General features: G+C 46.5%; 24 protein-coding genes. 10 read left to right on the forward strand and 14 right to left on the reverse strand.

Annotated elements, in window-relative coordinates; translation table 11 throughout:
* Positions 1-653, forward strand: a 653-nt coding sequence (locus EOO50_RS01000; protein ID WP_290837029.1) for a DNA-processing protein DprA, incomplete at its 5' end; no start/stop codon positions are given.
* On the opposite strand, the gene trpS is transcribed toward EOO50_RS01000, so the two are convergent.
* The gene (gene trpS / locus EOO50_RS01005; protein ID WP_290837031.1) at positions 654-1,634 is read right to left on the reverse strand and encodes a tryptophan--tRNA ligase; all 981 of its coding nucleotides are present in this window, start codon (positions 1,632-1,634) and stop codon (positions 654-656) included.
* A 101-nt stretch (positions 1,635-1,735) separates the two neighbouring features.
* On the opposite strand from trpS, the gene EOO50_RS01010 reads away from it, so the two are divergent.
* Positions 1,736-2,485 carry a lysophospholipid acyltransferase family protein gene (locus EOO50_RS01010; protein ID WP_290837033.1) on the forward strand — a complete coding sequence of 250 codons (750 nt, stop codon included), beginning with the start codon at positions 1,736-1,738 and terminating at the stop codon, positions 2,483-2,485.
* 88 nt (positions 2,486-2,573) lie between these two features.
* On the opposite strand, the gene EOO50_RS01015 is transcribed toward EOO50_RS01010, so the two are convergent.
* The 4 genes from EOO50_RS01015 to recA all read right to left on the reverse strand — a co-directional run bounded on the left by EOO50_RS01015 (position 2,574) and on the right by recA (position 6,524).
* Positions 2,574-4,460 (reverse strand): hypothetical protein, encoded by a 1,887-nt coding sequence (locus EOO50_RS01015; RefSeq protein WP_290837035.1) that lies wholly within the window; start codon positions 4,458-4,460, stop codon positions 2,574-2,576.
* The gene (locus EOO50_RS01020) at positions 4,457-5,005 is read right to left on the reverse strand and encodes a sigma-70 family RNA polymerase sigma factor (RefSeq protein WP_290837037.1); all 549 of its coding nucleotides are present in this window, start codon (positions 5,003-5,005) and stop codon (positions 4,457-4,459) included. The genes EOO50_RS01015 and EOO50_RS01020 overlap by 4 nt, the downstream gene beginning before the upstream one ends.
* A gap of 19 nt (positions 5,006-5,024) precedes the next feature.
* Positions 5,025-5,429, reverse strand: a complete 405-nt coding sequence (locus EOO50_RS01025; protein ID WP_290837039.1) for a hypothetical protein — start codon at positions 5,427-5,429, stop codon at positions 5,025-5,027.
* A gap of 90 nt (positions 5,430-5,519) precedes the next feature.
* Entirely contained in the window at positions 5,520-6,524 is a 1,005-nt protein-coding gene (gene recA, locus EOO50_RS01030; RefSeq protein WP_290837041.1) for a recombinase RecA, read from the reverse strand.
* A gap of 320 nt (positions 6,525-6,844) precedes the next feature.
* Here recA and EOO50_RS01035 point away from each other — a divergent pair, with 320 nt between their 5' ends.
* From EOO50_RS01035 to EOO50_RS01045, 3 genes are read left to right on the forward strand one after another with little or no spacing between them, the layout of a single operon-like run.
* On the forward strand, positions 6,845-7,579 hold the full coding sequence (locus EOO50_RS01035; protein WP_290837043.1) for a lysophospholipid acyltransferase family protein: 735 nt from the start codon (positions 6,845-6,847) through the stop codon (positions 7,577-7,579).
* A gap of 10 nt (positions 7,580-7,589) precedes the next feature.
* Complete coding sequence (locus tag EOO50_RS01040; protein WP_290837045.1) at positions 7,590-8,582, forward strand: acyl-ACP desaturase; 993 nt, start codon at positions 7,590-7,592, stop codon at positions 8,580-8,582.
* Entirely contained in the window at positions 8,582-9,229 is a 648-nt protein-coding gene (locus EOO50_RS01045; protein WP_290837046.1) for an HD domain-containing protein, read from the forward strand. The genes EOO50_RS01040 and EOO50_RS01045 overlap by 1 nt, the downstream gene beginning before the upstream one ends.
* 205 nt (positions 9,230-9,434) lie before the next feature.
* On the opposite strand, the gene EOO50_RS01050 is transcribed toward EOO50_RS01045, so the two are convergent.
* Complete coding sequence (locus EOO50_RS01050) at positions 9,435-9,896, reverse strand: helix-turn-helix domain-containing protein (protein ID WP_290837047.1); 462 nt, start codon at positions 9,894-9,896, stop codon at positions 9,435-9,437.
* An 80-nt stretch (positions 9,897-9,976) separates the two neighbouring features.
* Between EOO50_RS01050 and EOO50_RS01055 the strand changes: the two genes are divergently transcribed.
* Complete coding sequence (locus EOO50_RS01055) at positions 9,977-10,867, forward strand: NAD(P)H-binding protein (protein WP_290837048.1); 891 nt, start codon at positions 9,977-9,979, stop codon at positions 10,865-10,867.
* Here the strand turns inward: EOO50_RS01055 and EOO50_RS01060 are convergent.
* The 8 genes from EOO50_RS01060 to EOO50_RS01095 all read right to left on the reverse strand — a co-directional run bounded on the left by EOO50_RS01060 (position 10,857) and on the right by EOO50_RS01095 (position 18,298).
* Positions 10,857-11,357 carry a hypothetical protein gene (locus tag EOO50_RS01060; RefSeq protein ID WP_290837050.1) on the reverse strand — a complete coding sequence of 167 codons (501 nt, stop codon included), beginning with the start codon at positions 11,355-11,357 and terminating at the stop codon, positions 10,857-10,859. The genes EOO50_RS01055 and EOO50_RS01060 overlap by 11 nt on opposite strands.
* Before the next feature lie 80 nt (positions 11,358-11,437).
* The gene (locus EOO50_RS01065; RefSeq protein ID WP_290837052.1) at positions 11,438-12,019 is read right to left on the reverse strand and encodes a hypothetical protein; all 582 of its coding nucleotides are present in this window, start codon (positions 12,017-12,019) and stop codon (positions 11,438-11,440) included.
* Positions 12,020-12,029: 10 nt separating this feature from the next.
* Positions 12,030-12,812: an enoyl-CoA hydratase-related protein gene (locus EOO50_RS01070; RefSeq protein WP_290837054.1), complete on the reverse strand. Its 783-nt coding sequence runs from the start codon at positions 12,810-12,812 to the stop codon at positions 12,030-12,032.
* Between the two features lie 84 nt (positions 12,813-12,896).
* Entirely contained in the window at positions 12,897-14,315 is a 1,419-nt protein-coding gene (locus EOO50_RS01075; RefSeq protein WP_290837297.1) for an ATP-binding protein, read from the reverse strand.
* 48 nt (positions 14,316-14,363) lie between these two features.
* Positions 14,364-14,909 carry a CopD family protein gene (locus tag EOO50_RS01080; protein ID WP_290837056.1) on the reverse strand — a complete coding sequence of 182 codons (546 nt, stop codon included), beginning with the start codon at positions 14,907-14,909 and terminating at the stop codon, positions 14,364-14,366.
* Positions 14,896-16,239 carry an MATE family efflux transporter gene (locus EOO50_RS01085; RefSeq protein WP_290837058.1) on the reverse strand — a complete coding sequence of 448 codons (1,344 nt, stop codon included), beginning with the start codon at positions 16,237-16,239 and terminating at the stop codon, positions 14,896-14,898. Before EOO50_RS01085 ends, EOO50_RS01080 begins: the two co-directional genes overlap by 14 nt.
* Positions 16,240-17,271: a ferrochelatase gene (gene hemH, locus EOO50_RS01090; protein ID WP_290837059.1), complete on the reverse strand. Its 1,032-nt coding sequence runs from the start codon at positions 17,269-17,271 to the stop codon at positions 16,240-16,242.
* 154 nt (positions 17,272-17,425) lie between these two features.
* Positions 17,426-18,298 (reverse strand): AraC family transcriptional regulator, encoded by an 873-nt coding sequence (locus tag EOO50_RS01095; RefSeq protein ID WP_290837061.1) that lies wholly within the window; start codon positions 18,296-18,298, stop codon positions 17,426-17,428.
* A 225-nt stretch (positions 18,299-18,523) separates the two neighbouring features.
* On the opposite strand from EOO50_RS01095, the gene hemA reads away from it, so the two are divergent.
* Genes hemA through EOO50_RS01115 form a run of 4 tightly spaced genes read left to right on the forward strand, consistent with a single transcriptional unit; the run spans position 18,524 to position 21,950 of the window.
* Entirely contained in the window at positions 18,524-19,780 is a 1,257-nt protein-coding gene (gene hemA / locus EOO50_RS01100) for a glutamyl-tRNA reductase (RefSeq protein ID WP_290837062.1), read from the forward strand.
* Positions 19,777-20,694: a hydroxymethylbilane synthase gene (gene hemC / locus EOO50_RS01105; RefSeq protein ID WP_290837064.1), complete on the forward strand. Its 918-nt coding sequence runs from the start codon at positions 19,777-19,779 to the stop codon at positions 20,692-20,694. The genes hemA and hemC overlap by 4 nt, the downstream gene beginning before the upstream one ends.
* 1 nt (position 20,695) lies before the next feature.
* Positions 20,696-21,406 carry a uroporphyrinogen-III synthase gene (locus EOO50_RS01110; RefSeq protein ID WP_290837066.1) on the forward strand — a complete coding sequence of 237 codons (711 nt, stop codon included), beginning with the start codon at positions 20,696-20,698 and terminating at the stop codon, positions 21,404-21,406.
* 1 nt (position 21,407) lies between these two features.
* A complete protein-coding gene (locus tag EOO50_RS01115; protein ID WP_290837299.1) occupies positions 21,408-21,950 on the forward strand; it encodes a transposase in 543 nt (180 codons plus the stop codon).
* Position 21,951: the final 1 nt, after the last annotated feature.

Consider the following 21,951-nt stretch of genomic DNA (forward strand, 5'->3'; position numbering starts at 1 on the left):
GTTATGCGCTCGGCGTCGACATCACGGCGCATCTGGCAGCGATCGACAACGGTTTGCAGACTATCGGCATTCTCGCTCATGGACTGAACCAGATTTATCCGAAATCGCACAGGAAATACGCCGAGGCCATGCGCGAAAACGGTGGTTTCATGACCGAATTCCAAACGCGTGCGATTCCCGAACAGGTGAATTTCGTACGTCGGAACCGGATCGTCGCGGGCATGAGCGAAGCCACGATCATCATCGAATCGGCCGACAAAGGCGGATCGCTTATCACGGCCAACATCGCCAACGACTACAACCGCGAAGTGTTTGCGGTACCTGGCCGCGCGACCGACAAATACAGCGAAGGCTGCAATCGGCTGATCAAGACCCAACGCGCACATTTGCTGGGCAGCGCCGCCGATCTCGTCTATATGTTGAATTGGGATTTGAAGACCGAAGCCAAATCGGTGCAGAAAAAGCTGTTCGTTTCCTTATCGGACGAACAACAAAAAATCTATGATTTCCTAATCGCGACGGGACGCGAATCGCTCGACACGGTAGCGCTCGAATGCAATTTCCCGATTTTCAGGATGTCGTCGCTGCTGTTGGAAATGGAACTCAAAGGCGTGATCCGGCCGTTGCCCGGAAAGATGTTCGAGGCGATCTGACTATTTTTCGTACCCCAGTTTGAATCGGACTTTGTCCAAAACGCCGTTCGCGACTATTTTCGCCTTCGCGGCACCGAGTTTCAGCAAACGATCGACTTCCTCGCGATTGTTGATGTAATGGTTGTAACGTTCGCGCGTTTCCTTGAATTTTTCGAGGATAAGTTCGAACAGCAATTGCTTGGCGTGCCCGTAACCGAAATCGCGGTTGGCGTTTTCATATTTCACGCGCATTTCAGCGGTTTGTTCCTTCGATGCCAATAATTGGTAGATTGCGAAAATCTTGCACGTGTCCGGATTTTTCGGGTCTTCCAATGGCGTGCTGTCGGTTTCGATCGACATGACTTGCTTGCGCAGCGCTTTGTCGTCGAGGAAAATATTGATGATGTTGTTGGCCGACTTGCTCATCTTGCCGCCGTTGGTTCCGGGAACGAGTTTGGTTTCCTCGTGCGTGAACGGTTCGGGCAAGACGAAAGTTTCGCCCATTTGATGGTTGAATCTAGCGGCTACATCACGCGTGATTTCGATGTGTTGCAACTGGTCTTTGCCCACGGGAACGAATTCGGCGTCATATAATAAAATATCGGCGGCCATTAGCATCGGATATGAAAATAATCCGGCGTTCACATCGGCCAGACGATCCGATTTGTCTTTGAACGAATGCGCCAACGTCAAACGCTGGTACGGGAAGAAACAGCTCAAATACCACGAAAGCTCAGCGGTTTCGGTAACATCCGACTGTCGGTAAAAAACGACCTTCTCAACATCGAGTCCGCAAGCGAGCCAAGCCGAAGCCGTGCTGTATGTGTTGTCGCGCAGGGTTTCACCGTCCTTGATTTGCGTGATCGAGTGCAGATCGGCGATGAAAAGGAAAGACTGGTTTTCCGGTTTGTTCGAAAGTTCGATCGCTGGCAGGATCGCTCCGAGCAAATTCCCAAGATGCGGCGTTCCGGTACTTTGAATTCCCGTAAGTATTTTGGCCATGGCGTTTGATTTTATTTTGATCCGACCAAGCGTTCTCGATCGGATGGCCGCAAAGTTAATCGTTTTGTGAAATGTAACCGCGATTCCTTACTTTTGAAAAGATGAAATTCCTCAAAATTATTTTCTGGCTGTTGTGGCGTATTTGGTTTTATATCCTGATGGCCATTCCGATATTGGCGTTGCTGCCGTTTCTGGTCATCTCGATCGCAAAGGAAAAATGGTATCCGTACTTTTTCATCATGGCGCGGTTGTGGGCGAAATTCATTCTGTTCGGAATGGGATTCTGGTATAAGCTGGAAAAGGAAGACGAACCCGAACCCGGGAAAAGCTACATGTTCGTGGCCAATCACACGTCGATGGCCGACATCATGCTCATGCTCGCCGTTGTTCGCAATCCGTTCGTATTCGTCGGGAAAAAGGAATTGGTAAAAATTCCGTTGTTCGGATTTTTCTATAAACGGACATGTATTTTGGTCGACCGAAGCAGCCCGAAAAGCCGCAAGGAAGTTTTCGAACGCGCCCAGAAAAGAATCAACCAGGGTTTGAGCATCTGTATTTTTCCGGAAGGCGGCGTGCCGAGCGATGAATCGGTGCTGCTCGATGAATTCAAGGACGGCGCTTTTAGATTGGCGATCGAACATCATCTGCCGGTTTTCCCGATTACGTTCCACGACAACAAAAAGCGTTTCTCGTTTACGTTTCTGAGCGGAAGCCCGGGATTGATGCGCGTCAAATTGCACCACGAAATCCCAACGATTGATAGGTCGGACGAGAACAAGAAAGACATAAAAGATTTGCGAAACGAGACGCGAACCATTATCTACCACGAATTGCTGTCGGGCAAGAAATAAAAAAAAGAGCACTTGGCCGAGTGCTCTTTTAAAGTTATCATCCTGGGACGAATAACAACCTAACTAAATTGTAACCAACTAACTATCTTTAAAAACGGTAGTTCAGGCCTGTGTAAACCCCAAAAAAGTAAGGTTTGAAATTCCCTGAATCACTGAATGTGTTGATCTGGTATTTGAACATCGGCTCGAGTTTGAACTGGAGCGCTTTCAAAATATTGTATTTCATTCCAAGCCCGACGTTCGTGCTGAAATGCATGTCATTTAAATTGTTGGCTTTGCCGATTTCCATTTCGGTCGACGATGAAACTACCGAAACCTCATTCTGGTTCAGGAACAACGTACTGAAACCTCCGATTACTTCAACTCCGAAACGTCTGTCGATCACTTTATACGCAAGTTCGACCGGAACTTCGATATAACCCGTTTTCTGGTTCAGGCTGCCGTCGAACTGAGGCGTGATGTTTCCATTCAACCCCAACTCGGGCGCGGCGTTGACAACCGACGGATCTCTTTTGGATTGAATATCCAATAACGATCCCTGAACATTCGTCTTGACGTGCTCGAGCCGGCGCGCATTGCCTGCTTGGTTGAACACGACGTCTTTGGTGTCGTATTCGAACGACATCGAATTCACGCCCGCGCGAACCGACAATCTTTTGCTGACCGCGTAACTCAAACCGACTCCGTAAGAAAGTTTGGTCTTGTAATCTTTTTCATTGTTTGCAAAACGGGAATCAATCGGGGAACCTTCACTTGTTGAACTTAAATAAATAGGGGCAACATTCGTTGTGACTTGCCACCTATCTATTTTAGGTTCGTTTTGGGTAACTGACTTGTTTTCTTTTTCATTTTTTAGCAATTCTTCCAGTGCATTGGGTTCTTCTACCGTAGCAATAGCAGTAGAGTCCTTTTTTGTATCATCGGTTTTGGCGGTGATAGCTTGGGTCGAAGTTGTTTTTGTTTCAGTTACTTCAGGGTTGTTGTGTTGTTGGGGTTTACCCGATTGGTTGTTCTCGTTTTGTGCAATTTGATTTTGTTTACTTACGTTGTTTTCGTTCTTAAGGTTTTGATTAGTAGTTGTTTCGTTGTTGTTATTCGTCGATTTTCCTTTTTTATTCGGATCAGATGTCGTGGCGTAACGCGAATCGTTTTCTTTACCCGAAACAGAACCATTTTCATTTCCGATCGACACGTTGTTTTTAGACGTAGCGTTTTTGCCGGATTTTTTATTATCTGACGTCGTAGCGTAACGAGAATCGTTTGCCGGTGAATTCGTTCCATCGTTCGCAACTCCTGAAACATTGGCTTTTGATGAAGCTTTTTGCCCGGATTTTTTTCCTTTGCCTGTTGTCGTGGCGTAACGCGATTCGTTTTCCTCTCTTGACGATTTCGCATCGTCGTTCGCAACGCTTTGAACCTTTTTAGAACCGTTTTTCGCGCCCGACTTGTTCGATTGTTTTCCAGCCACGCCTTGATTCGCGTTTTGTGGGAAATCCGTTGCTTTATTGGCGCGCTCGTTCAGGTTTTTTGATTTCCGATTAGCGATCGTCGATCCGTTGCCGGTGTTTGGATCACCTTCAGATGTCGCGATTTTGGAACCATCCGTATTTGATTTTTCGACTCCGGAATTTGTTACGGCTTCGTTGTTTTTCGGCGTTCCGTTCAATCCGTTCGAAGGCGTTCCTATTTGATTTCCAGTGGTAGTATCGCCTTTCGTATTGTTTTCAGGAGCTGAAACAACCGGTGTCGCGTTCATATTTTTCGGGTCGTTATTGCCCATGTTGAATGCTATCAGTAAACCAATGAGCAACACGGCGGCAACTCCCGCGAATTGGAACCAAAATGGAATGATCTTGCGATCTTTTTTCTCCTCAAGCCTTGCTTCTATGTATGACCACGTTTCATCAGAGGGTTCAACTTCAAAATCTTTGAACTTCTCTTGAAAAAGGCGGTCGATATGCTTCTTCTCGCTCATTTCGCAGAGGGTAATTTTTGTGTATTGTTATAATTGTCAATCTTGTCTTTCAAAATCATTCGGGCGCGTGCCAAATTTGACTTTGACGTTCCGGTCGTGATGCTTAGCATTTCTGAAATTTCTTTGTGCGGATAACCGTCAATCACATACAGGTTAAACACCAACCGATAACGATCGGGTAATTCCTGTATGATTCCCATCAGATAATCCAACGGAATCGCGTCGTCGTCTATCTCTACCTCGACATCGTGATCAGCGACGTCCCTATCTACCATGTCCAAAAACGTGACGTTTCTGTATTGTTGCAGCACGTTGTTGATCATGATGCGCTTCATCCAGCCTTCAAAAGAACCTTTAAAATTGTATTGCCCGATTTTATTGAAAATGATGATAAAGCCGTCCTGGAAGTTGTCTTCCGCTTCAGCGTAATTTCGGGAATACTTCAGGCAAACCGCGAAAAGCTTCGATTTGTACAATCGATATAACTGTTCTTGTGCTTTCCTGTCGTTATTCCTGCAATCATCTATGAGCTGTTCTAAACTCAAAATTCGGGCGTCTTTAACGTTATTCTACAATTACTTCATATTCCAGATACTCAGGCGCTCCTGTTTCATTATTTCCTTTCCAGAATTTGAAAAGGTAATCGCCGGGCACGTCAGGCGTGAATTGATACGGCACAACATAAATATTTTCAGAGTCGTCCATACAATTCCCTTGATCGAACTTTAGCGCCCGGACTGCAACGATTTGCGCAGATCCGTCAGAATTATTGTAGAAACCGTTAAAGATATGGCAATCAGTCGGTCTCCTGTAGCCTACTTGGAATGTAGTGGTTTGTCCCGCATACATCGACGTTGGCGCTTCTACACTCTCAACCGGCAATAAAAACTCGGTTGACTCCGGCTTGCTGTCCACGCTGCAAGAGAAAATGGAGAAAGCCAATACCAAAAAGAACAACAGTTTTCTCATTCTAATTTTTACTAAACTTTTCATAGGATGCAATATGTTTAAAATGGTTGCGTCATATTTAAAAAATAAAAGCCCTTGCGGGCCTTTTTATCATTTGTTTTGTTCCTTGATCTTAGTTTTGATCTTTTGTTCGAGTTCGTCGGCCAGTTCAGGATTGTCTTTTATCATGACTTTCACGGCGTCACGACCTTGACCTAGTTTGGTGTCGCCATAGCTGAACCACGATCCGGATTTCTTCACGATTTCAAACTCGACGGCCAAATCCAGGATTTCACCGGTTTTCGAAACGCCTTCTCCATACATGATGTCGAACTCCGCGAAACGGAAAGGCGGCGCCACTTTATTCTTAACGACCTTCACTTTCGTGCGGTTTCCGATTACGTTGTCGCCATCTTTGATTTGTGTCTGGCGACGGATGTCAAGGCGAACCGACGCGTAAAATTTCAACGCATTTCCACCCGTAGTCGTCTCAGGATTTCCGAACATCACGCCGATTTTTTCACGCAACTGGTTGATGAAGAAAACCGTACAGTTCGTCTTGCTGATCGTAGCCGTAAGTTTTCGCAATGCCTGCGACATCAAACGCGCGTGCAGACCCATTTTCGAGTCGCCCATTTCACCTTCGATCTCACTTTTTGGCGTGAGTGCGGCAACCGAGTCGATCACGACAATGTCGATCGCTCCTGATCGGATAAGATTTTCAGCGATCTCAAGCGCCTGTTCCCCGTTGTCGGGTTGCGAGATAATCAAATCGTCTATGTTGACGCCGAGTTTGTCGGCATAATTACGGTCGAATGCGTGTTCAGCATCGATAAATGCAGCGATTCCACCTGCTTTTTGGGCTTCGGCGATCGCGTGTAGTGTAAGTGTGGTTTTACCTGAAGATTCAGGCCCGTAAATCTCGATGATACGGCCTTTCGGATAACCATTAACGCCAAGCGCAAGGTCAAGCCCGAGCGATCCCGACGATATCGTTTCAACTTCTTCGACGGCTTTGTCGCCCATTTTCATGACCGTTCCCTTGCCGTATGTTTTATCAAGTTTGTCTAATGTTAATTGCAGTGCTTTTAGTTTGGCTTCTTTCTCTGAACTCATTTTTTCGGCTTCTTAACGTTAATAAATTTCGGTAAATGTACTCTTTTTTTGGATGTGGATTCCGTCCCGATTCTATCTTTTTCCACACCTGAAACAGTAAAAACAACCCGCTGGCTTTATGGCTTATAATGAGTTGATTGGCGTTGATTGCAGGTTGTTTTCAGTTGTTTCGTAACAGGTTAAAAGTATCATATCCTGAGCGTTCCAAAATATATGTTTCCTACACTTATTGTTAAATGGTGTTTTACGCCCAAATCGTGGGAATTTCGTAAACGGTTACACAATTAATTTGCGTACTTTTGGCGGGATTTACTAAAGGCATGGAGAAAATTATTTCGTATCCTATATCGATAGTTTACTATTTCTTTTTCGGGCTTTGCCTGTTGGTCTTTCATCCCGTACAGTGGATTTGCCTGAATGTTTTCGGATATCAGGCGCATAAAAAAAGTGTCGACTACCTGAATTTGTGCCTCAAGTCGTGCACACATATTTTAGGGACGCGATACACGGTCACGGGTCGTGAGAAATTGCCCAAAGGCGTTCCCGTGATCATCGTGGCGAACCATCAAAGTTTGTACGACGTGATTTCGATCATTTGGTTTCTCAGGCGATGCCATCCGAAATTCGTCTCCAAGCAAGAACTCGGCAAAGGAATCCCAAGCGTTTCCTACAACCTGCGTCATGGCGGTTCGGTTTTGATCGACAGGAAAGATCCGCGACAGGCGCTTCCGGTGATCAAGAAACTCGGCGATTATATACAGGCCCATAAACGAGGCGCGGTGATTTTCCCTGAAGGCACACGCAGCAAAACAGGAAAGCCGAAGGAATTCGCCCAAACGGGTTTAAAAATATTATGCAAAGCGGCTCCGTCGGCTTACGTCGTGCCGGTTACGATAAACAATTCATGGAAGATGGTCAAATTTGGCTTCTTCCCGCTCGGGTTGGGCAACCACCTGAAATTCACGGTCCACGAACCAATCGCTGTTTCAGGAAATTCCTTCGAGGAAATCATGGAATACACTGAGAAAACCGTCGTCGGGTCGATTAATTATTAAATGCCACAAAATGTCAACAAAGAACGTTCGACTTGAAGTAATGCAGTTCCTCGAAAAGGACATCGATGTATTGGTAGACCAATATTTGATTCCTGTCGAGAAAATCTGGCAACCTTCGACTTTCCTTCCAAATTCCGAAGGCGACAACTTTTTCGAAGAAGTAAAAGAATTGCGTGAGATCGCAAAAGAACTTCCATATGATTTCTGGATCGTGCTCATCGGCGATATGATTACCGAGGAAGCGCTTCCAACCTACGAATCGTGGTTAATGGACGTCGATGGCGTCGGACAGGTCGAACGCAACGGTTGGTCAAAATGGGTGCGTCAATGGACGTCTGAAGAAAACCGCCACGGTGACCTGCTCAATAAATATCTGTACTTGTCAGGCCGCGTGAACATGCACGAGATCGAAATGAGCACGCAGCATCTGATCGCCGACGGTTTCGACATCGGCACCGACCGCGATCCATACAAAAACTTCGTCTACACCAGTTTCCAGGAATTGGCGACTTACGTTTCCCACAACCGCGTTTCCCAATTGGCGAAACAATACGGCGCGAAAGACCTTTCTAAAATGTGCAAGATGATTGCGGGCGATGAAATGCGTCACCATCATGCATACAGTGATTTCGTGGACCGAATCTTCAAAGTCGACCCAAGTGAAATGATGCTCGCCTTCCAACACATGATGAAATTGAAAATAGTGATGCCGGCGCACTTCCTTCGTGAATCGGGCGACAAGATTAGTTCGGCATTCGAACATTTCTCAGATTCGGCACAACGAATCGGCGTTTATACCGCGGCCGATTACGTCGATATCCTGCAGAAACTGATCGAGCGCTGGAACATCGGAACCATCACTAATTTGACCGATGAAGCTGAGAAAGCACGCGATTTCCTGATGAAACTTCCCGCGCGTATGGCCAGGATTTCAGAACGACTCGTGATCCCGCAGGAATCACACATCTTCAAATGGGTCGAACCGGCTCGCATCAAGATCTGATGGAAAACCTGATTCCGGATACGATCGCATTCGTGAAAGAACAGTTGAAAGATGCCGAGGGCGGACACGACTGGTTTCACATCGAACGCGTCTGGAAAAATACGTTATTGATAGCCGAAACTGAAAACTGCGATTTGATCGTTGCCCAACTCGGCGCGTTATTGCACGACATCGCCGACAGTAAATTCCACGACGGAGACGAAACCGTCGGCCCGAAAGTCGCCCGCGAATTCCTCGAAGGCAAAAATGTGGATGAGCAGACGATTGTTCACGTGATCGCCATCATCGACAATATTTCGTTCAAGGGCGGAAATTTCGAAAAAGCATTTACGTCCAAGGAACTCCGAATCGTTCAGGACGCCGACCGTTTGGATGCTTTGGGCGCAATCGGGATCGCACGCGCGTTCAATTATGGAGGTTTCAAGAATCGGGCGCTTTATGATCCTGAAATCAAGCCGAACCGCAATATGTCGAAGGAAGAATACAAGAAAACGACCGCGCCAACGATCAATCATTTCTACGAAAAACTGTTGCTGTTAAAGGATCTGATGAATACCGAAACCGCAAAGCGCATCGCCGGATCGCGACACGATTTCATGGAAGATTTCCTCACGCAGTTTTATTCGGAATGGGACGGACGCGCCTGATTTGATTTTCGAATTAACAAAATAGGCAGGAAATGTGTACTTGACAAAGTAACGATTTTCGTTTTTTGCAACAGACCTAACAGGTTTTCAAAACCTGTTAGGTCTGTTGCAAAAAACGAAAAATTCAATTAAAATTTACTGCCAGGTTTCCTCCAACTTTTCATCCTCTACGAAAAAATTACCGCGCAAGAATTTTTTCAAAATTTTAATCCGAATGCGACGGACGCTTATAATTGCGACCGATTTCTCTTCGTTCTACCCACTTTTTATTCACCGACGGAAAATCGGCTAATTCCTTGCTCAGCGGAATTCCCAGCATTTTACTTTCCTCGATTACCCAATCGGCCATCGAGTGCAAGACCGTTTGGAGCCGCAATCCGGATTCGCTTAGTTTATAACGCACGACTGGCGGCACAACGGGTTCGGCAGTACGAACGATCAAGTTTTCGGCTTCGAGTTGCTTCAAACTTTGGATGAGCATTTTCTCGGTAATCGTCGGGATTGAACGCCTCAGTTCGCCATACCGTTTCTCTCCTTGCATCAACTGGAACAAAATAATCGGTTTCCAATAACCGCCAATCTTGTCCATCACGTACGTCACGGGACATTCTATCATCGCTGCCGCCTTGTTTTCCTGGATTACCGATGTTTCCTTAATTGCTGCCATAACTACACACTATAGGGTAAGTACTTGTATAAAAGTAAGTACAAAGATAACTTTGTTCACGAATTAAAAAACACTTCACCATGAAAATTACAGTAACAGGTTCTTTGGGAAATATCAGCAAGCCGCTCGTTGCACAATTGGTCGGGAAAGGGAATGACGTGATCGTCGTGAGCCGTTCGCGCGATAAGATTTCCGAAATCGAAAAACTCGGTGCGAAAGCCGCCATCGGAAATACTACCGACGAAGATTTCCTAATCAAAACGTTCACCGGAAGCGATGTCGTCTATCTAATGATTCCGCCCGATTATCAAGCGCAAGACATGACGGCCTACATCGCCGATTCAGGCAAACGGTATGCCGACGCGATCCAAGAATCAGCCGTCAAAAGAATCGTCGTCCTAAGCAGCATGGGCGCACATTTACCATTGGGAAGCGGGCCGTTGAGCGCGTTGGCTCTCGCTGAAGAACACTATGCAAAACTCGAAAACGTCGATATCACATATCTGCGTCCGGGCGGATTCTACACCAATTATCTAGCGACGATCGGTCTGATAAAACACGCGGGAATAATCGGAGACAACACCGCGCCCGATTCTCGATTCCTGATCACTCATCCGGCCGATATCGCCGATCAAGCTGCCGACGCGATCCTGAATCCGAACGTACAAAGGCAAAACCGCTTCATCATCAGCGCCGAGATCACGAACAATGAAATCGCATCGATCTTGGGAACCGCGATTGGAAAACCCGATCTGCAATGGGTACGATTTGAAAATGATCAATACAGTGACGGCTTGCTCCAAAACGGATTCTCAGAAAGCGCCGCCCAATCGTTTATCGAAATGGGAGAAGCGTTCCGCGAAGGCCGAGCCTGGGAACAAGTCGACCAGCAACCTGAAAATGTCGTGAAAGGGAAGCGTTCTTTCGAGGATTTCGCGAAAGACGTGTTTGCGCCGGCGTTCAATCAATAAGATGGGAAACGTCGTTTGACGCGTAGAGATACGATAAATTATCGCCTTGCCCGCCCATCGCGTTGTGGCTGGCGACTGAAATCTTGAGCTCGGCGACTGCGAAGTTTCCGGGCTCAACTTGCGTAATGTTGAAGTTGTTTTGCCTGAACCACGTCACGATTTCGTGCATCGGCTGGTCTTGATAAAATCTGAAATCGTGGATCGAGACCGCGATTCCTTCATGCATTTCAAACTCGGTAAGCGCATTTTTTTTGTCGTAACTCAGGAAAATGGAGTCGCCCGCGCTTGCCAAACCTGAATAAATGTCGCGGTTTTGGCTAAAGTCGAAATCGTCGTCCTCATCGTCGAACAAATCGCTGAGATCGAACGTCGTGTTGTCTTCCTCGAACGAAACCTTGAGCAGTTCGCGCACCTGGTCGCGGTTCATTCCCCAAGTGATCGTCGCGTCGTTGATCGAAAGTCCGAGATTGGGTTGATAAATTATGTCCATGGTTTCCTACTTTGAGTGAACATAAATTTACGCCATTATCGGGTTACGAACAGTTAAGATTCAAAACTTAACATTTGAAGTCAACTGACCGACATCGTGAGCATCGCGTATTCCTTCCAAATTCCGTCGTCTTTCACGTATATTGAGAATCCGCCGCCGCCACTCAATGGTTTGCCCGACGTTCCTTTATAGAAAATACCGACGGTGTTGTTTTTAAGGAAAACGGGTTTTGAGACGTGATCCAAAACAGGGCCGTAATTTTTCTTGAAATACTCGTACCCTTTGTCTTTGTCGAGAAAAATGGAGTCCATTTCCTGTTCGCTCACCAAACGTGAGTTCTTGATCAGTCCTTTCGACCAGTTCTTGTTCTTGTTCGCTTGCGCCAATTCCGAAATCACGAAGTCGATCTCGGCCGCACTCAACGTAATGGTTTCAGGCGCCGACGCATTGCCGCGCCATTTCCCATAATCGGGGCGACGAGACGTTTTGCGTTTGGTCAACATCTTTTTGAATTCCTTCAAATCGTTGACGACATGTTCCGAATAGACGATCTTATCAGCGCGATATTTGAAAATCTGAGCGAAGAATTGCTGCTGCGTTTTCGTTTGCGCCGACATGGAAATCCCGACGCAAAACAAAACCGAAAACAACATTTTCCTCATCGCGATTTTTTTAACGTCCCGGGAAAACCGGCTTTCTCTTTTCAAGAAACGCCGTCGTTCCTTCTTTGAAATCTTCAGTTCCGAAGCAATAGCCGAAAGCTCGGATCTCAGCCTGGAAACCGTTCGCGTCCATGTCGAAACCGGCGTTCACGACCTCGATCGCTTTTGAAACCGCAACCGGAGAATTCTTAGAAATTTTCGTCGCGAGTTCATTCGCCAACGGCAACAGTTCTTGCTGAGGTACGACGTGGTTGACCAAACCCCAGGTCTTCGCGTCCTCGGCGGTCAACATAGAGGCCGACAAAATCATTTCGAGGGCTTTCCCTTTTCCGACAAGTTGCGGCAAACGCTGCGTTCCGCCATAACCTGGAATCACGCCCAAAGTGACCTCAGGCAATCCCATTTTCGCGTTGTCGGATGCGATCCTGAAATGGCACGCCATCGCGAGTTCCAAACCGCCGCCGAGCGCGAATCCGTTCACGGCCGCGATTACGGGTTTTCTCAAATTTTCGATGAAATTAAAAAGGATGTCGTGTCCTGTTGCCGCCAAAGCCGCACCTTGTTCGTCGTCGAAATCAGCGAATTCCGAGATATCGGCTCCAGCTACGAACGCTTTTTCGCCGCTTCCGGTCAAGATGATCACGCCGACTTCTCCGTCAGCTTCAAGGTCGGTGAAAACTTGGTTGAGCTCTTTTATCGTGGCCTTGTTGAGCGCATTTAGTTTCGCGGGGCGATTGATGGTTACCGTCGCGATTCTTTCATTTTTTTCAATCAATATGTTTTCGAATTCCATATCTGTGTTAGTTGAGATTTGTTGTTTCAAGCCCGAACCTAATTGTCAATTGTCAATTATCAATTGTCAATTATCCATTGTCAATCACTTACCAATTATAGGAAGGCAAACCGTAAAAACAGTGCCTTTTTCAGGTTCAGTCTCAAAGGTAATGCTTCCTTTATAATTCTCTATGATGTTTTTTATGATGCCGAGTCCGAGACCCATTCCGCTGGTTTTCGTCGTAAACTTCGGTTCGAAAATGTGCGGCGAATTGAACGGTTCGATCCCGTAGCCGTTGTCGCGCACCGATATCAAAACGTTGTGTTTGTTATCGCGTTCCACTTTGACGGCGACCATTTTGGGTTCGCGGTTTTCAGGAATTGCCTGGATCGCGTTCTTGACCAGATTCGTAATGATTCGGATCAATTGCGTGCGATCGATTTCCGAAATGATTTCTTCCTCGGAACTTTCGAATGAAATGAAATCCTCGTTGAAAATGTCAAGCGCCAACTCCACGACCTGAACCACATTGAGCGTTTCGTTCTGCTGGGCGGGCATCGACGCGAAGTTTGAGAACGCTGAAGCGACCGCGCTCATCGTATCGATCTGTTGGATCAATGTCTGTGAAAAATCGTTGAGTTTCTGTTTCAGATCGGGATCGTTCGCATCGAATTTGCGCTGGAAACTCTGCACCGTCAGTCGCATCGGCGTGAGCGGATTCTTGATCTCGTGCGCGACCTGTTTCGCCATTTCGCGCCACGCTTCCTCGCGTTCGGATTGTGCGAGTTTCACGGCGCTTTGCTCGAGTTCATCGACCATTCCGTTGTAGGCCTTGATGAGCGAGTCGATTTCCTTGCTGTTGGCCTTGAGGTAAATTTTCTGGTTTTTTTGCATGAAACTCGTCTCGTGGATACGTTCGGAAATCGTCTTGAGCGTTTGCGTGATGTACGTCGACAAAAAGTACGCAAGCCCGAACGCGATGACCAAAGTAAATCCGTAAACCTGTCCGAGTCGGATCAGGAAACTCTTGAGTTCTTTTTCATAAAATCCGTCGTCTTCCACGTACGGAATATTCAATATCCCAAGCGGCTTGAACTTGTCGTCCTTGATCTGGCTGTACGACGAGCGGTTTTTCATGCCGTCGACGCTTTTGATGTCGACGTATCGTTTTTCGATCGACGATTGCACGAGTTTCAATACAAATGGCGGAATCGGAGGCGCGACGCTATCGATCGAGAACGACGATTTCGACGAGATCAACAACTTCCCATCGAGCCCGTAAATATTGATTTCCAAATTATGGATGTCCGACAGTTCGTGGATCCGATCCTTGAAAATCAACGGCAAATTGCGCGTCGTAAGCGGATACGTCGTGGTCGACAACACATAATTGATATGCTCGGTAATTGCGTTTTCCTTGTTTTCGAGCCGCTCCTGATGGTATTCTTTCGCCTCGTTCTTGAATTGGATGATCGAAATCGACGCGAGCAAAATCGACGCGACCACGATCAGTAAAATCATTGACAGGAAAATCCGCGTGCGCAGCGATATGTTGAAAATCCCGGCCATTTACGAATTGTTTTTTTGTCGGATGCGTTTGTAGAATTTGAATCCGAGCATGATCAGGATCGAAAATGAGATGATTCCGACGACGCCGTAAATCCAATTGACCGCATTCTTCAAGATCACCAAAAATACAACTGCGAATAAAATGATCGTCGCGCCTTCGTTCCACAATCGCATGAAATTCGAGCTGTATTTCACTTCATCTTTTTGCAGTTGAGTGAAGATTTGCTGGCATTTCAACTGATATAAAATCAACAAAAACACAAAGCCCAATTTCACGTGCATCCAAGGTTGGCTGAGCCATTCGGGCATCAAATACAAAAGCGAGAAAGCGAATAAAACCGCCAAAACCGCCGATGGCCACGTGATGATATACCACAATCGATACGTCATGATCTTGTATTGTTTCTGCAGAATTTCCTTCTCGGGCGATGGTTTCGAAGCCGCTTCGATCTGGTAGACGAACAGTCGGACGATATAAAAAAGCCCCGCGAACCAAGTGATCACGAAGATTAAGTGAAGCGATTTGAGATAGTTATAACTTTCCATCGGGCAATTTTTTGAGGGACGCGAACAGGAAACTTCCCGTGACGAGAACGCTGAGCACGTCGGCGATCGGGAACGCGACCCATATTCCAAAAATACCAAAATATTCGGGCAAAATCAGGATAAGCGGAATCAGGAAAAATCCTTGTTTGGTCAACGTCAGCAGCAATGATTTTATAGCTTTCCCCGACGATTGGAAATAAGCCGATCCGATGAGTTGCACGGCGATCACTGGCGATGCGGCGAAAACCCAGCGCAACGCATTCGGGGTTTGTTTCAAAACGTCGGCGTCGTTGATGAACAGCGACACGATCTGCTCGGCGAAAATCAGGATCAAAACGTAGATAACGACCGATAGCGTCGCTGCCGAAACCACCGAAATCTTCACGATCTTTTGCACGCGATCGTATTTTTTCGCTCCGAAATTATAGCCCGCGATCGGTTGAAAACCTTCGGTAATCCCGTTCACGGGAAACAAAGCGAACATGAGCATTTTACTCACAATGCCGTATACCGCGACCGACGTATCGCCTCCGAACGAGAACAATTGGTGGTTCAATAAAATCGTCAATACTGAGATCACGCTCTGTCGTGCCAGCGGCGTAAAACTCAACCCGCCGATTTCGCCCGCGAGCTTAAAGTCGGGAACGAAATGAGACAAGTGAAGCCGAATCTTGCTTTTCTTGACGAAATACCAAACCAGATACAGAAATCCGGCCGCGAACGAAAGCGAAGTCGCAAGCGCGGCACCGAAAACCCCCATGTCCAGAAACTTGATGAAAATGACGTCGAAAACCAAGTTCATCACCGACGGCGCGATCATTCCTACCATCGCGTAACGAGCGCGATCCTCGGCGCGCATCACCGAATTTCCCATAGCCGAAAGCGCTTGCAACGGACCGGCGAATAACAACGGATAGAAGAATTCCTTGGCCGGTTTTACGATTTCGCCTTTCGCGCCGAACAGGTTCAGCATCCAATCAGAGAAAAAGTAGCCTGCGAACATCAGGATCAACGTCAATATTGTCGTGAGCAGGATTTGATGTGCGACCGTTTTCTCGGCCTTGTCGAATTTTTTGGCGCCCAACGCTCTTGAGAGAACCGAACTTCCGCCGGCTCCGACCGCGAATCCGATCGAACCCATCAAAAAGATGATCGGTGTCACGACGGTCAACGCCGCAATCGCAATCGCCCCGACCCAACGCCCGACGAGAATCGTATCGACCAGCATGTTGACCGTCAAGAAAAGCATGCCAATCGAAGCCGGAACCGCTTGCCGCAGCAACAGCTTTTTCAAGCTGCCCGTTCCGAACTCCTCGTTGGTTTGTTCCATTTAGGCGAAAATTTTGTCGGTTTTGACCCAATCGGCGATCCAGTTGGAAGCGGTTTTTACCCAATCGTCGTTTTCGTTGAGACACGGGATCGCATGGAAATCCTCACCTCCATTTTCCTTGAAATCCTCGTTGGCGCGCATCGCGATTTCCTCTAAAGTTTCGAGGCAATCGGCTACGAAAGCGGGCGTGACGACGGCTAATTTCTTAATGCCTTTCGCGGGCATTTTATTGATTTCGACGTCGGTGTACGGCTCGAGCCATTTGTCTCCGGCGAGTCGCGACTGGAACGTGAGCGAATATTTGTCTTTAGGCAATCCGAGTTGTTCCACGACCAAACGCGTCGTTTCGTAACATTGATGTCGGTAACAGAATTTATGCGCAGGCGATGGCGTGACGCAGCACGAACCGTCGATTTTGCAATGCGATTTCGTTATGTCGGTCTTGCGGATATGACGTTCGGGAATGCCGTGATAGGAAAACAACAAATGATCGTAATCGAAACTTTCGAGGTGTTTTGCGATGAGGTCCGACAGGTTTTTGATATAATCCGGACGGTTGTAAAACGCCGGAACTTCGGTGATTTTCATCGTCGGGAATTGCTTCTTGCGGATTTCTTCGGCCAAAACTTCGATGGTTTTCGTCGACGCCATCGCGTATTGCGGATACAGCGGGAACAGCAACATTTCAGTCACGCCTTGAGCCGCCAATTCCTTCATTCCGGCTTCGATCGACGGTTTTCCGTAACGCATCGCAAGCGCGACCGGAACATCGGACTGCGCCTTTACTTTTTCGTAGAATCGTTTCGAAATCACGATAAGTGGCGAACCTTCGTCGGTCCAAATTTTTTGGTACGCATGAGCCGAATCTTCGGGACGCTTTCTCAAGATGATGCCGCGAACGAGCAGCGCGCGTAACAAAAACGGTACGTCGATCACATATTTATCCATCAAAAATTGATCGAGATACGGTTTTACGTCTTTTGGGTCTGGGGAATCGGGTGAACCGAGGTTTACTAAGAGAACTCCTTTCATTTTGTAAGACGAACGACAAACGACGAAAGACTAAGGACTGGACAGTCTTTTTCAGAAGCGTTCATATGTTTTTGAGATTAGAAATCGTTTTATTTATTGGTTGTCGCAAGAGACGATTCGACTCGTTCGTCATTCGTCTTTAGTCATTCGTCAATTAAGCCGACACATTAATCGACATCAAATACTTCTTCGGTGTCGTCCCGAATTTCTTCCGAAACGCCGAAATGAAATGGCTCGCCGTCGAATATCCGATCTTCAAGCCGGCCTCGTTCACGTTGTGCGTGCCGTCTTCCAAAAGTTTGCGCGCGTATTCCATCTTGTAATCGAACAGGAAACTGTACACCGAATCGCCGTAAATCTGTTTGAAACCGGTTTTGAGTTTCTTTAAATTCAGTCCGATTTGATCCGCGAGTTCTTGCAAACCGGGCGGTTCGGCCATGTTGGCGATGATGATGTCTTTGGCTTTTCGGATTTTCAGGACGTTTTCCTCATCGATCAAAAACGGGCATTGCTCGGCATCGGGATCTTCGGTGCGATTGAAATACAGACTCAATAATTCGTACGCCTTTCCTTTATAGTACAGATTCTTGATCGACGGATGCAGATTGTAATGAAACAGTTGATTGAGCACGATCGCCATCGACGGGGAAATATCGGCCTCATTGTAATATTTCTTGTCTTGGTTTTCAGCCGACAAAAACGGAATGTAATCGGCTTCAGACGAAAACAACGCGTGGAATTTCTTAATCGAAATGATTACCGAAATTACCCACGAATTCGCCGCCAATTCTAAGTTGAGCGGCAATTCCTTTTGCGGATTGTACAGCAGCAACGACTTTTCCTCACGCAAATCCAACGCGTACGTTCCGTGGTTGAAGACGAACTTCGCGCGTCCTTTTATGCCGTAATGAAACTGGATCAAACCTTGGTGGATCTGGCGTTCGACTTTATATGTTTCCGACCCATCGTTCTGAAAACGAAGCAGGTAAAAATCGTCCTCGATCTTAATGACTTCCTGTGAACCCATAGCGATACTTTTTTAAAATATTTTCACGAAAACAAACCTTGTTTTTATTTAGAATGATTCTATATAAATTTGTTCGGAGCTCCCGTGATTGCTGCAAATTTAAGGGAAAATGTCGGTTGAAGTGCCAAAACCTTATTAAATCTCCCACAGCGACACAAATAGTCCTTTGAGCGTTACTTTTATCCAAGTCGCTGAAATATTTTTGTGCCAGAATTGAGGACACGCATGCAAACCATTCCCGTACCGAAACACCTGACGTTCTATGTCGTCGGTCTCAGCTATAAGAAAGCCGACGCCGACATCAGGGGCAAGTTCAGTTTGGACTCTGAATCCAAAACCCGTTTGTTGGGTCAGGCGGCCATGGAAGGTATTTCAGGAATTATAGCGACTTCAACTTGTAATAGAACCGAAATCTACGGTTTCGCCGAACATCCGTACCAACTCATCAAATTGCTTTGCGACAACAGTACAGGATCGGTCGAGGAATTCCAGCGCGTGGCTTATGTCCATAAAAACGCCGAGGCAATCAATCATATCTTCCGCGTCGGAACAGGTTTGGATTCGCAGATCTTGGGCGACTTCGAGATCATTTCGCAGATCAAGACAGGTTTCACCGAATCGAGGAAACTCGGATTGACGAACGCATTTTTGGAGCGATTGACCAACGCTGTCATCCAGGCGAGCAAGCGCATCAAGAACGAGACTGAGATTTCATCGGGTGCGACATCGGTTTCATTCGCATCGGTGCAATACATGATGAAGAATGTCGCCGACATCAAAAACAAGAACATCCTGCTTTTCGGAACCGGGAAAATCGGACGAAATACGTGCGAGAATTTGGTCAAACACACAAAGAACGAACACATCACGTTGATCAATCGCACGAAAGACAAAGCCGAGAAACTCGCGGGAAAACTAAATCTGATCGTTAAGGACTACGCCGAATTGCACCTCGAACTCCAAAAAGCAGACATTCTCGTCGTAGCGACCGGAGCGCAAAACCCGACGATCGACAAAGCGGTCCTGAACTTGAAGAAACCATTGTTGATCCTTGATTTGTCGATCCCGAAAAATGTGGCCGACGATGTAACCGAGTTGCCCGAAGTCACGCTGATCCACATGGACCATTTGTCGCAAATGACCGACGACACGCTCGAAAACCGCAAGAAGCATATTCCCGCCGCCGAAGCCATAATAGACGAAGTCCGTGAGGAATTCATCACGTGGACGCACGCGCGCAAATTCGCCCCGACGATCAACGCGCTAAAGGAAAAACTCAACGAGATCAAAAATTCGGAACTCGATTTCCAAAGCCGAAAAATCACGAATTTCAATGAAGAGCAGGCCGAGATCATCTCGAACCGCATCATCCAAAAAATAACGACACATTTCGCCAACCATCTTAAAGACACGAATACGCCCGTCGATGAAAGCATCGAGTGGATCGAAAAAGTCTTCAAGATCGAAACTTCGGTAAAATGAACAAGGTCATCCGAATCGGCACACGCGACAGCCAATTAGCACTTTGGCAGGCGCATACGGTCGAAAAAAAACTCAACGATTTAGGTTTTGAAACGCAGATTGTCGCCGTGAAATCCACAGGCGATCTGATCCTCGACAAACCCTTGTATGAACTCGGCATCACCGGAATTTTCACGAAAACGCTCGACGTCGCGATGATCAACGGCCAGATCGACATCGCCGTTCATTCGATGAAAGACGTTCCGACGGCGCTTCCGATCGGGATCGTGCAAGCCGCGGTTTTAGAAAGAGCGTCTGAAAAAGATATCCTCGTCTACAAAGGAAACGAGGATTTTTATACTGGAAACGCCACGATCGCATCGGGAAGTTTGCGTCGCCAAGCACAATGGTTGCACCGATATCCGCACCATCAAGTCGTAGATTTGCGCGGAAATGTGAACACGCGTCTGCAGAAATTACAAGACAATAACTGGAACGGAGCGATTTTCGCGTCGGCCGGATTGGACCGAATCGGCGTTAAACCCGAAACATATACTGACTTGGACTGGATGATTCCGGCTCCGGCACAGGGCGCGATGGTGATCGTCGCGATGGAAAAAGATGATTTTTGCCGTGAAGCCGTCGGGAAACTGAACCATTTCGAAACGGAAATCTGTACGAAAGTCGAACGCGATTTCCTCAAGACTTTGGAAGGCGGATGTACCGCGCCAATCGGGGCTTTCGCTGAAATCTTCGGCAATGAGATCCGATTCGAAGGCGCGCTTTTATCAATCGACGGAAGCGAAAAACTCGCCATCGAAAAAACATCCGAAACCACGAAATACAACACATTCGGAAGCGATTGCGCCAAAGAAATCCTCAAGAACGGAGGCGACGCATTGATGCCGAAAATCCGTTCCGAACTAAACAAATAACATGGCCGAGGTTCGCATCTTATCGACAAAAAAGCTAAAGCCGAACCAGAAACAGTTCTTGCTCAACGCCGGATTCAGCGTCATCGATGCTGATTTTATCCGCGTCACGCAGTTGCCGTTTCAAATCATCGACGTGGCCGAAAATCTCATCATCACAAGCCAAAACGCAGTAAGATCGCTCGCAGCTCATCCGGAAATCCAGGAAATCAGGCGAAAACCGGTTTTCTGCGTCGGACAAAAAACCGCGGATCTTCTCGACGAAACCGGATTTACGGTCCAGGAAACTGCCGACAACGCGTTGACTTTGGCCCAAATTATCATCGCGGGTTATGCGACGGAATCGTTCACGTTTTTCTCAGGAAATATCCGACGCAACGAATTGCCGATGGCATTGATCGAAGCCGATGTCGACCTGAACGAAATCGAAGTCTACGAAACCGAACTCACGCCAATCAAAATCAACTCGAAAATCGACGGGATTTTGTTTTTCAGCCCGAGCGCGGTGCAGAGTTTTTTGTCGGAGAATAAGATAACCGATGAAGCGATTTTTTGCATCGGACAAACGACGGCGAGCGAAATTCCAGTTTCGAACGACAACACGATTATTATTGCAAATCAACCAACAATAGAAAGTACGATTGTGAAGTGCATCAAGTATTTTACTAACCTGCAAGGTTTTCAAAACCTTGTAGGTTTAGATGAAAAACCTTAACATGAATCTGGAAGTTTTACAGAAAGACAAATATTATCATTTGTTCAATCGAGGAATAAATCGAACGAATATTTTCATCGATGATGAGAACAAACGGTACTTTCTTAAACTTTTTAAAAAGCATCTTTCTGGAAAATGTGAACTCTTCGCATATTGTTTAATGGATAACCATTTCCATTTTGCGGTAAAAATTATGGATGATCCGGAAAATATTACACAAGCATTTTCTAATTTTTTCAATGCGTACGCTAAAGCTTTCAATAAGTACACGAATCGGTCAGGTTCACTTTTCGAGAAACACTTTAGAAGAATAGAACTTGTAACTGAAGAGTATTTTAAAAATTTGATTATATATATTCATCAGAATCCGAAAAGCCATTTCGGGTTAGCGATAGACCAATTTCAATTCTCGTCCTATATCGATTATTTGAAATCAAATAATGAAATTATCAGCGTTGAAAACGGATTATCTTTGTTTGGCGATTTAGATAATTTTCGATTTGTTCATAAGCAAACTACCGATTATAAAGATTTTACAGACTAAC

The organism is Flavobacterium sp. (assembly GCF_004211145.1).
Classification (GTDB): Bacteria; Bacteroidota; Bacteroidia; order Flavobacteriales; family Flavobacteriaceae; genus Flavobacterium.

Bases quoted from the DNA above. Each gene is read 5' to 3' on its own strand.
- trpS (WP_290837031.1), bottom strand. From the start codon at position 1,634: ATGGCCAAAATACTTACGGGAATTCAAAGTACCGGAACGCCGCATCTT.
- EOO50_RS01010 (WP_290837033.1), top strand. From the start codon at position 1,736: ATGAAATTCCTCAAAATTATTTTCTGGCTGTTGTGGCGTATTTGGTTT.
- EOO50_RS01015 (WP_290837035.1), bottom strand. From the start codon at position 4,460: ATGAGCGAGAAGAAGCATATCGACCGCCTTTTTCAAGAGAAGTTCAAA.
- EOO50_RS01025 (WP_290837039.1), bottom strand. From the start codon at position 5,429: ATGAGAAAACTGTTGTTCTTTTTGGTATTGGCTTTCTCCATTTTCTCT.
- recA (WP_290837041.1), bottom strand. From the start codon at position 6,524: ATGAGTTCAGAGAAAGAAGCCAAACTAAAAGCACTGCAATTAACATTA.
- EOO50_RS01035 (WP_290837043.1), top strand. From the start codon at position 6,845: ATGGAGAAAATTATTTCGTATCCTATATCGATAGTTTACTATTTCTTT.
- EOO50_RS01040 (WP_290837045.1), top strand. From the start codon at position 7,590: ATGTCAACAAAGAACGTTCGACTTGAAGTAATGCAGTTCCTCGAAAAG.
- EOO50_RS01045 (WP_290837046.1), top strand. From the start codon at position 8,582: ATGGAAAACCTGATTCCGGATACGATCGCATTCGTGAAAGAACAGTTG.
- EOO50_RS01050 (WP_290837047.1), bottom strand. From the start codon at position 9,896: ATGGCAGCAATTAAGGAAACATCGGTAATCCAGGAAAACAAGGCGGCA.
- EOO50_RS01055 (WP_290837048.1), top strand. From the start codon at position 9,977: ATGAAAATTACAGTAACAGGTTCTTTGGGAAATATCAGCAAGCCGCTC.
- EOO50_RS01060 (WP_290837050.1), bottom strand. From the start codon at position 11,357: ATGGACATAATTTATCAACCCAATCTCGGACTTTCGATCAACGACGCG.
- EOO50_RS01065 (WP_290837052.1), bottom strand. From the start codon at position 12,019: ATGAGGAAAATGTTGTTTTCGGTTTTGTTTTGCGTCGGGATTTCCATG.
- EOO50_RS01070 (WP_290837054.1), bottom strand. From the start codon at position 12,812: ATGGAATTCGAAAACATATTGATTGAAAAAAATGAAAGAATCGCGACG.
- EOO50_RS01075 (WP_290837297.1), bottom strand. From the start codon at position 14,315: ATGATTTTACTGATCGTGGTCGCGTCGATTTTGCTCGCGTCGATTTCG.
- EOO50_RS01080 (WP_290837056.1), bottom strand. From the start codon at position 14,909: ATGGAAAGTTATAACTATCTCAAATCGCTTCACTTAATCTTCGTGATC.
- EOO50_RS01085 (WP_290837058.1), bottom strand. From the start codon at position 16,239: ATGGAACAAACCAACGAGGAGTTCGGAACGGGCAGCTTGAAAAAGCTG.
- hemH (WP_290837059.1), bottom strand. From the start codon at position 17,271: ATGAAAGGAGTTCTCTTAGTAAACCTCGGTTCACCCGATTCCCCAGAC.
- EOO50_RS01095 (WP_290837061.1), bottom strand. From the start codon at position 18,298: ATGGGTTCACAGGAAGTCATTAAGATCGAGGACGATTTTTACCTGCTT.
- hemA (WP_290837062.1), top strand. From the start codon at position 18,524: ATGCAAACCATTCCCGTACCGAAACACCTGACGTTCTATGTCGTCGGT.
- hemC (WP_290837064.1), top strand. From the start codon at position 19,777: ATGAACAAGGTCATCCGAATCGGCACACGCGACAGCCAATTAGCACTT.
- EOO50_RS01110 (WP_290837066.1), top strand. From the start codon at position 20,696: ATGGCCGAGGTTCGCATCTTATCGACAAAAAAGCTAAAGCCGAACCAG.
- EOO50_RS01115 (WP_290837299.1), top strand. From the start codon at position 21,408: ATGAATCTGGAAGTTTTACAGAAAGACAAATATTATCATTTGTTCAAT.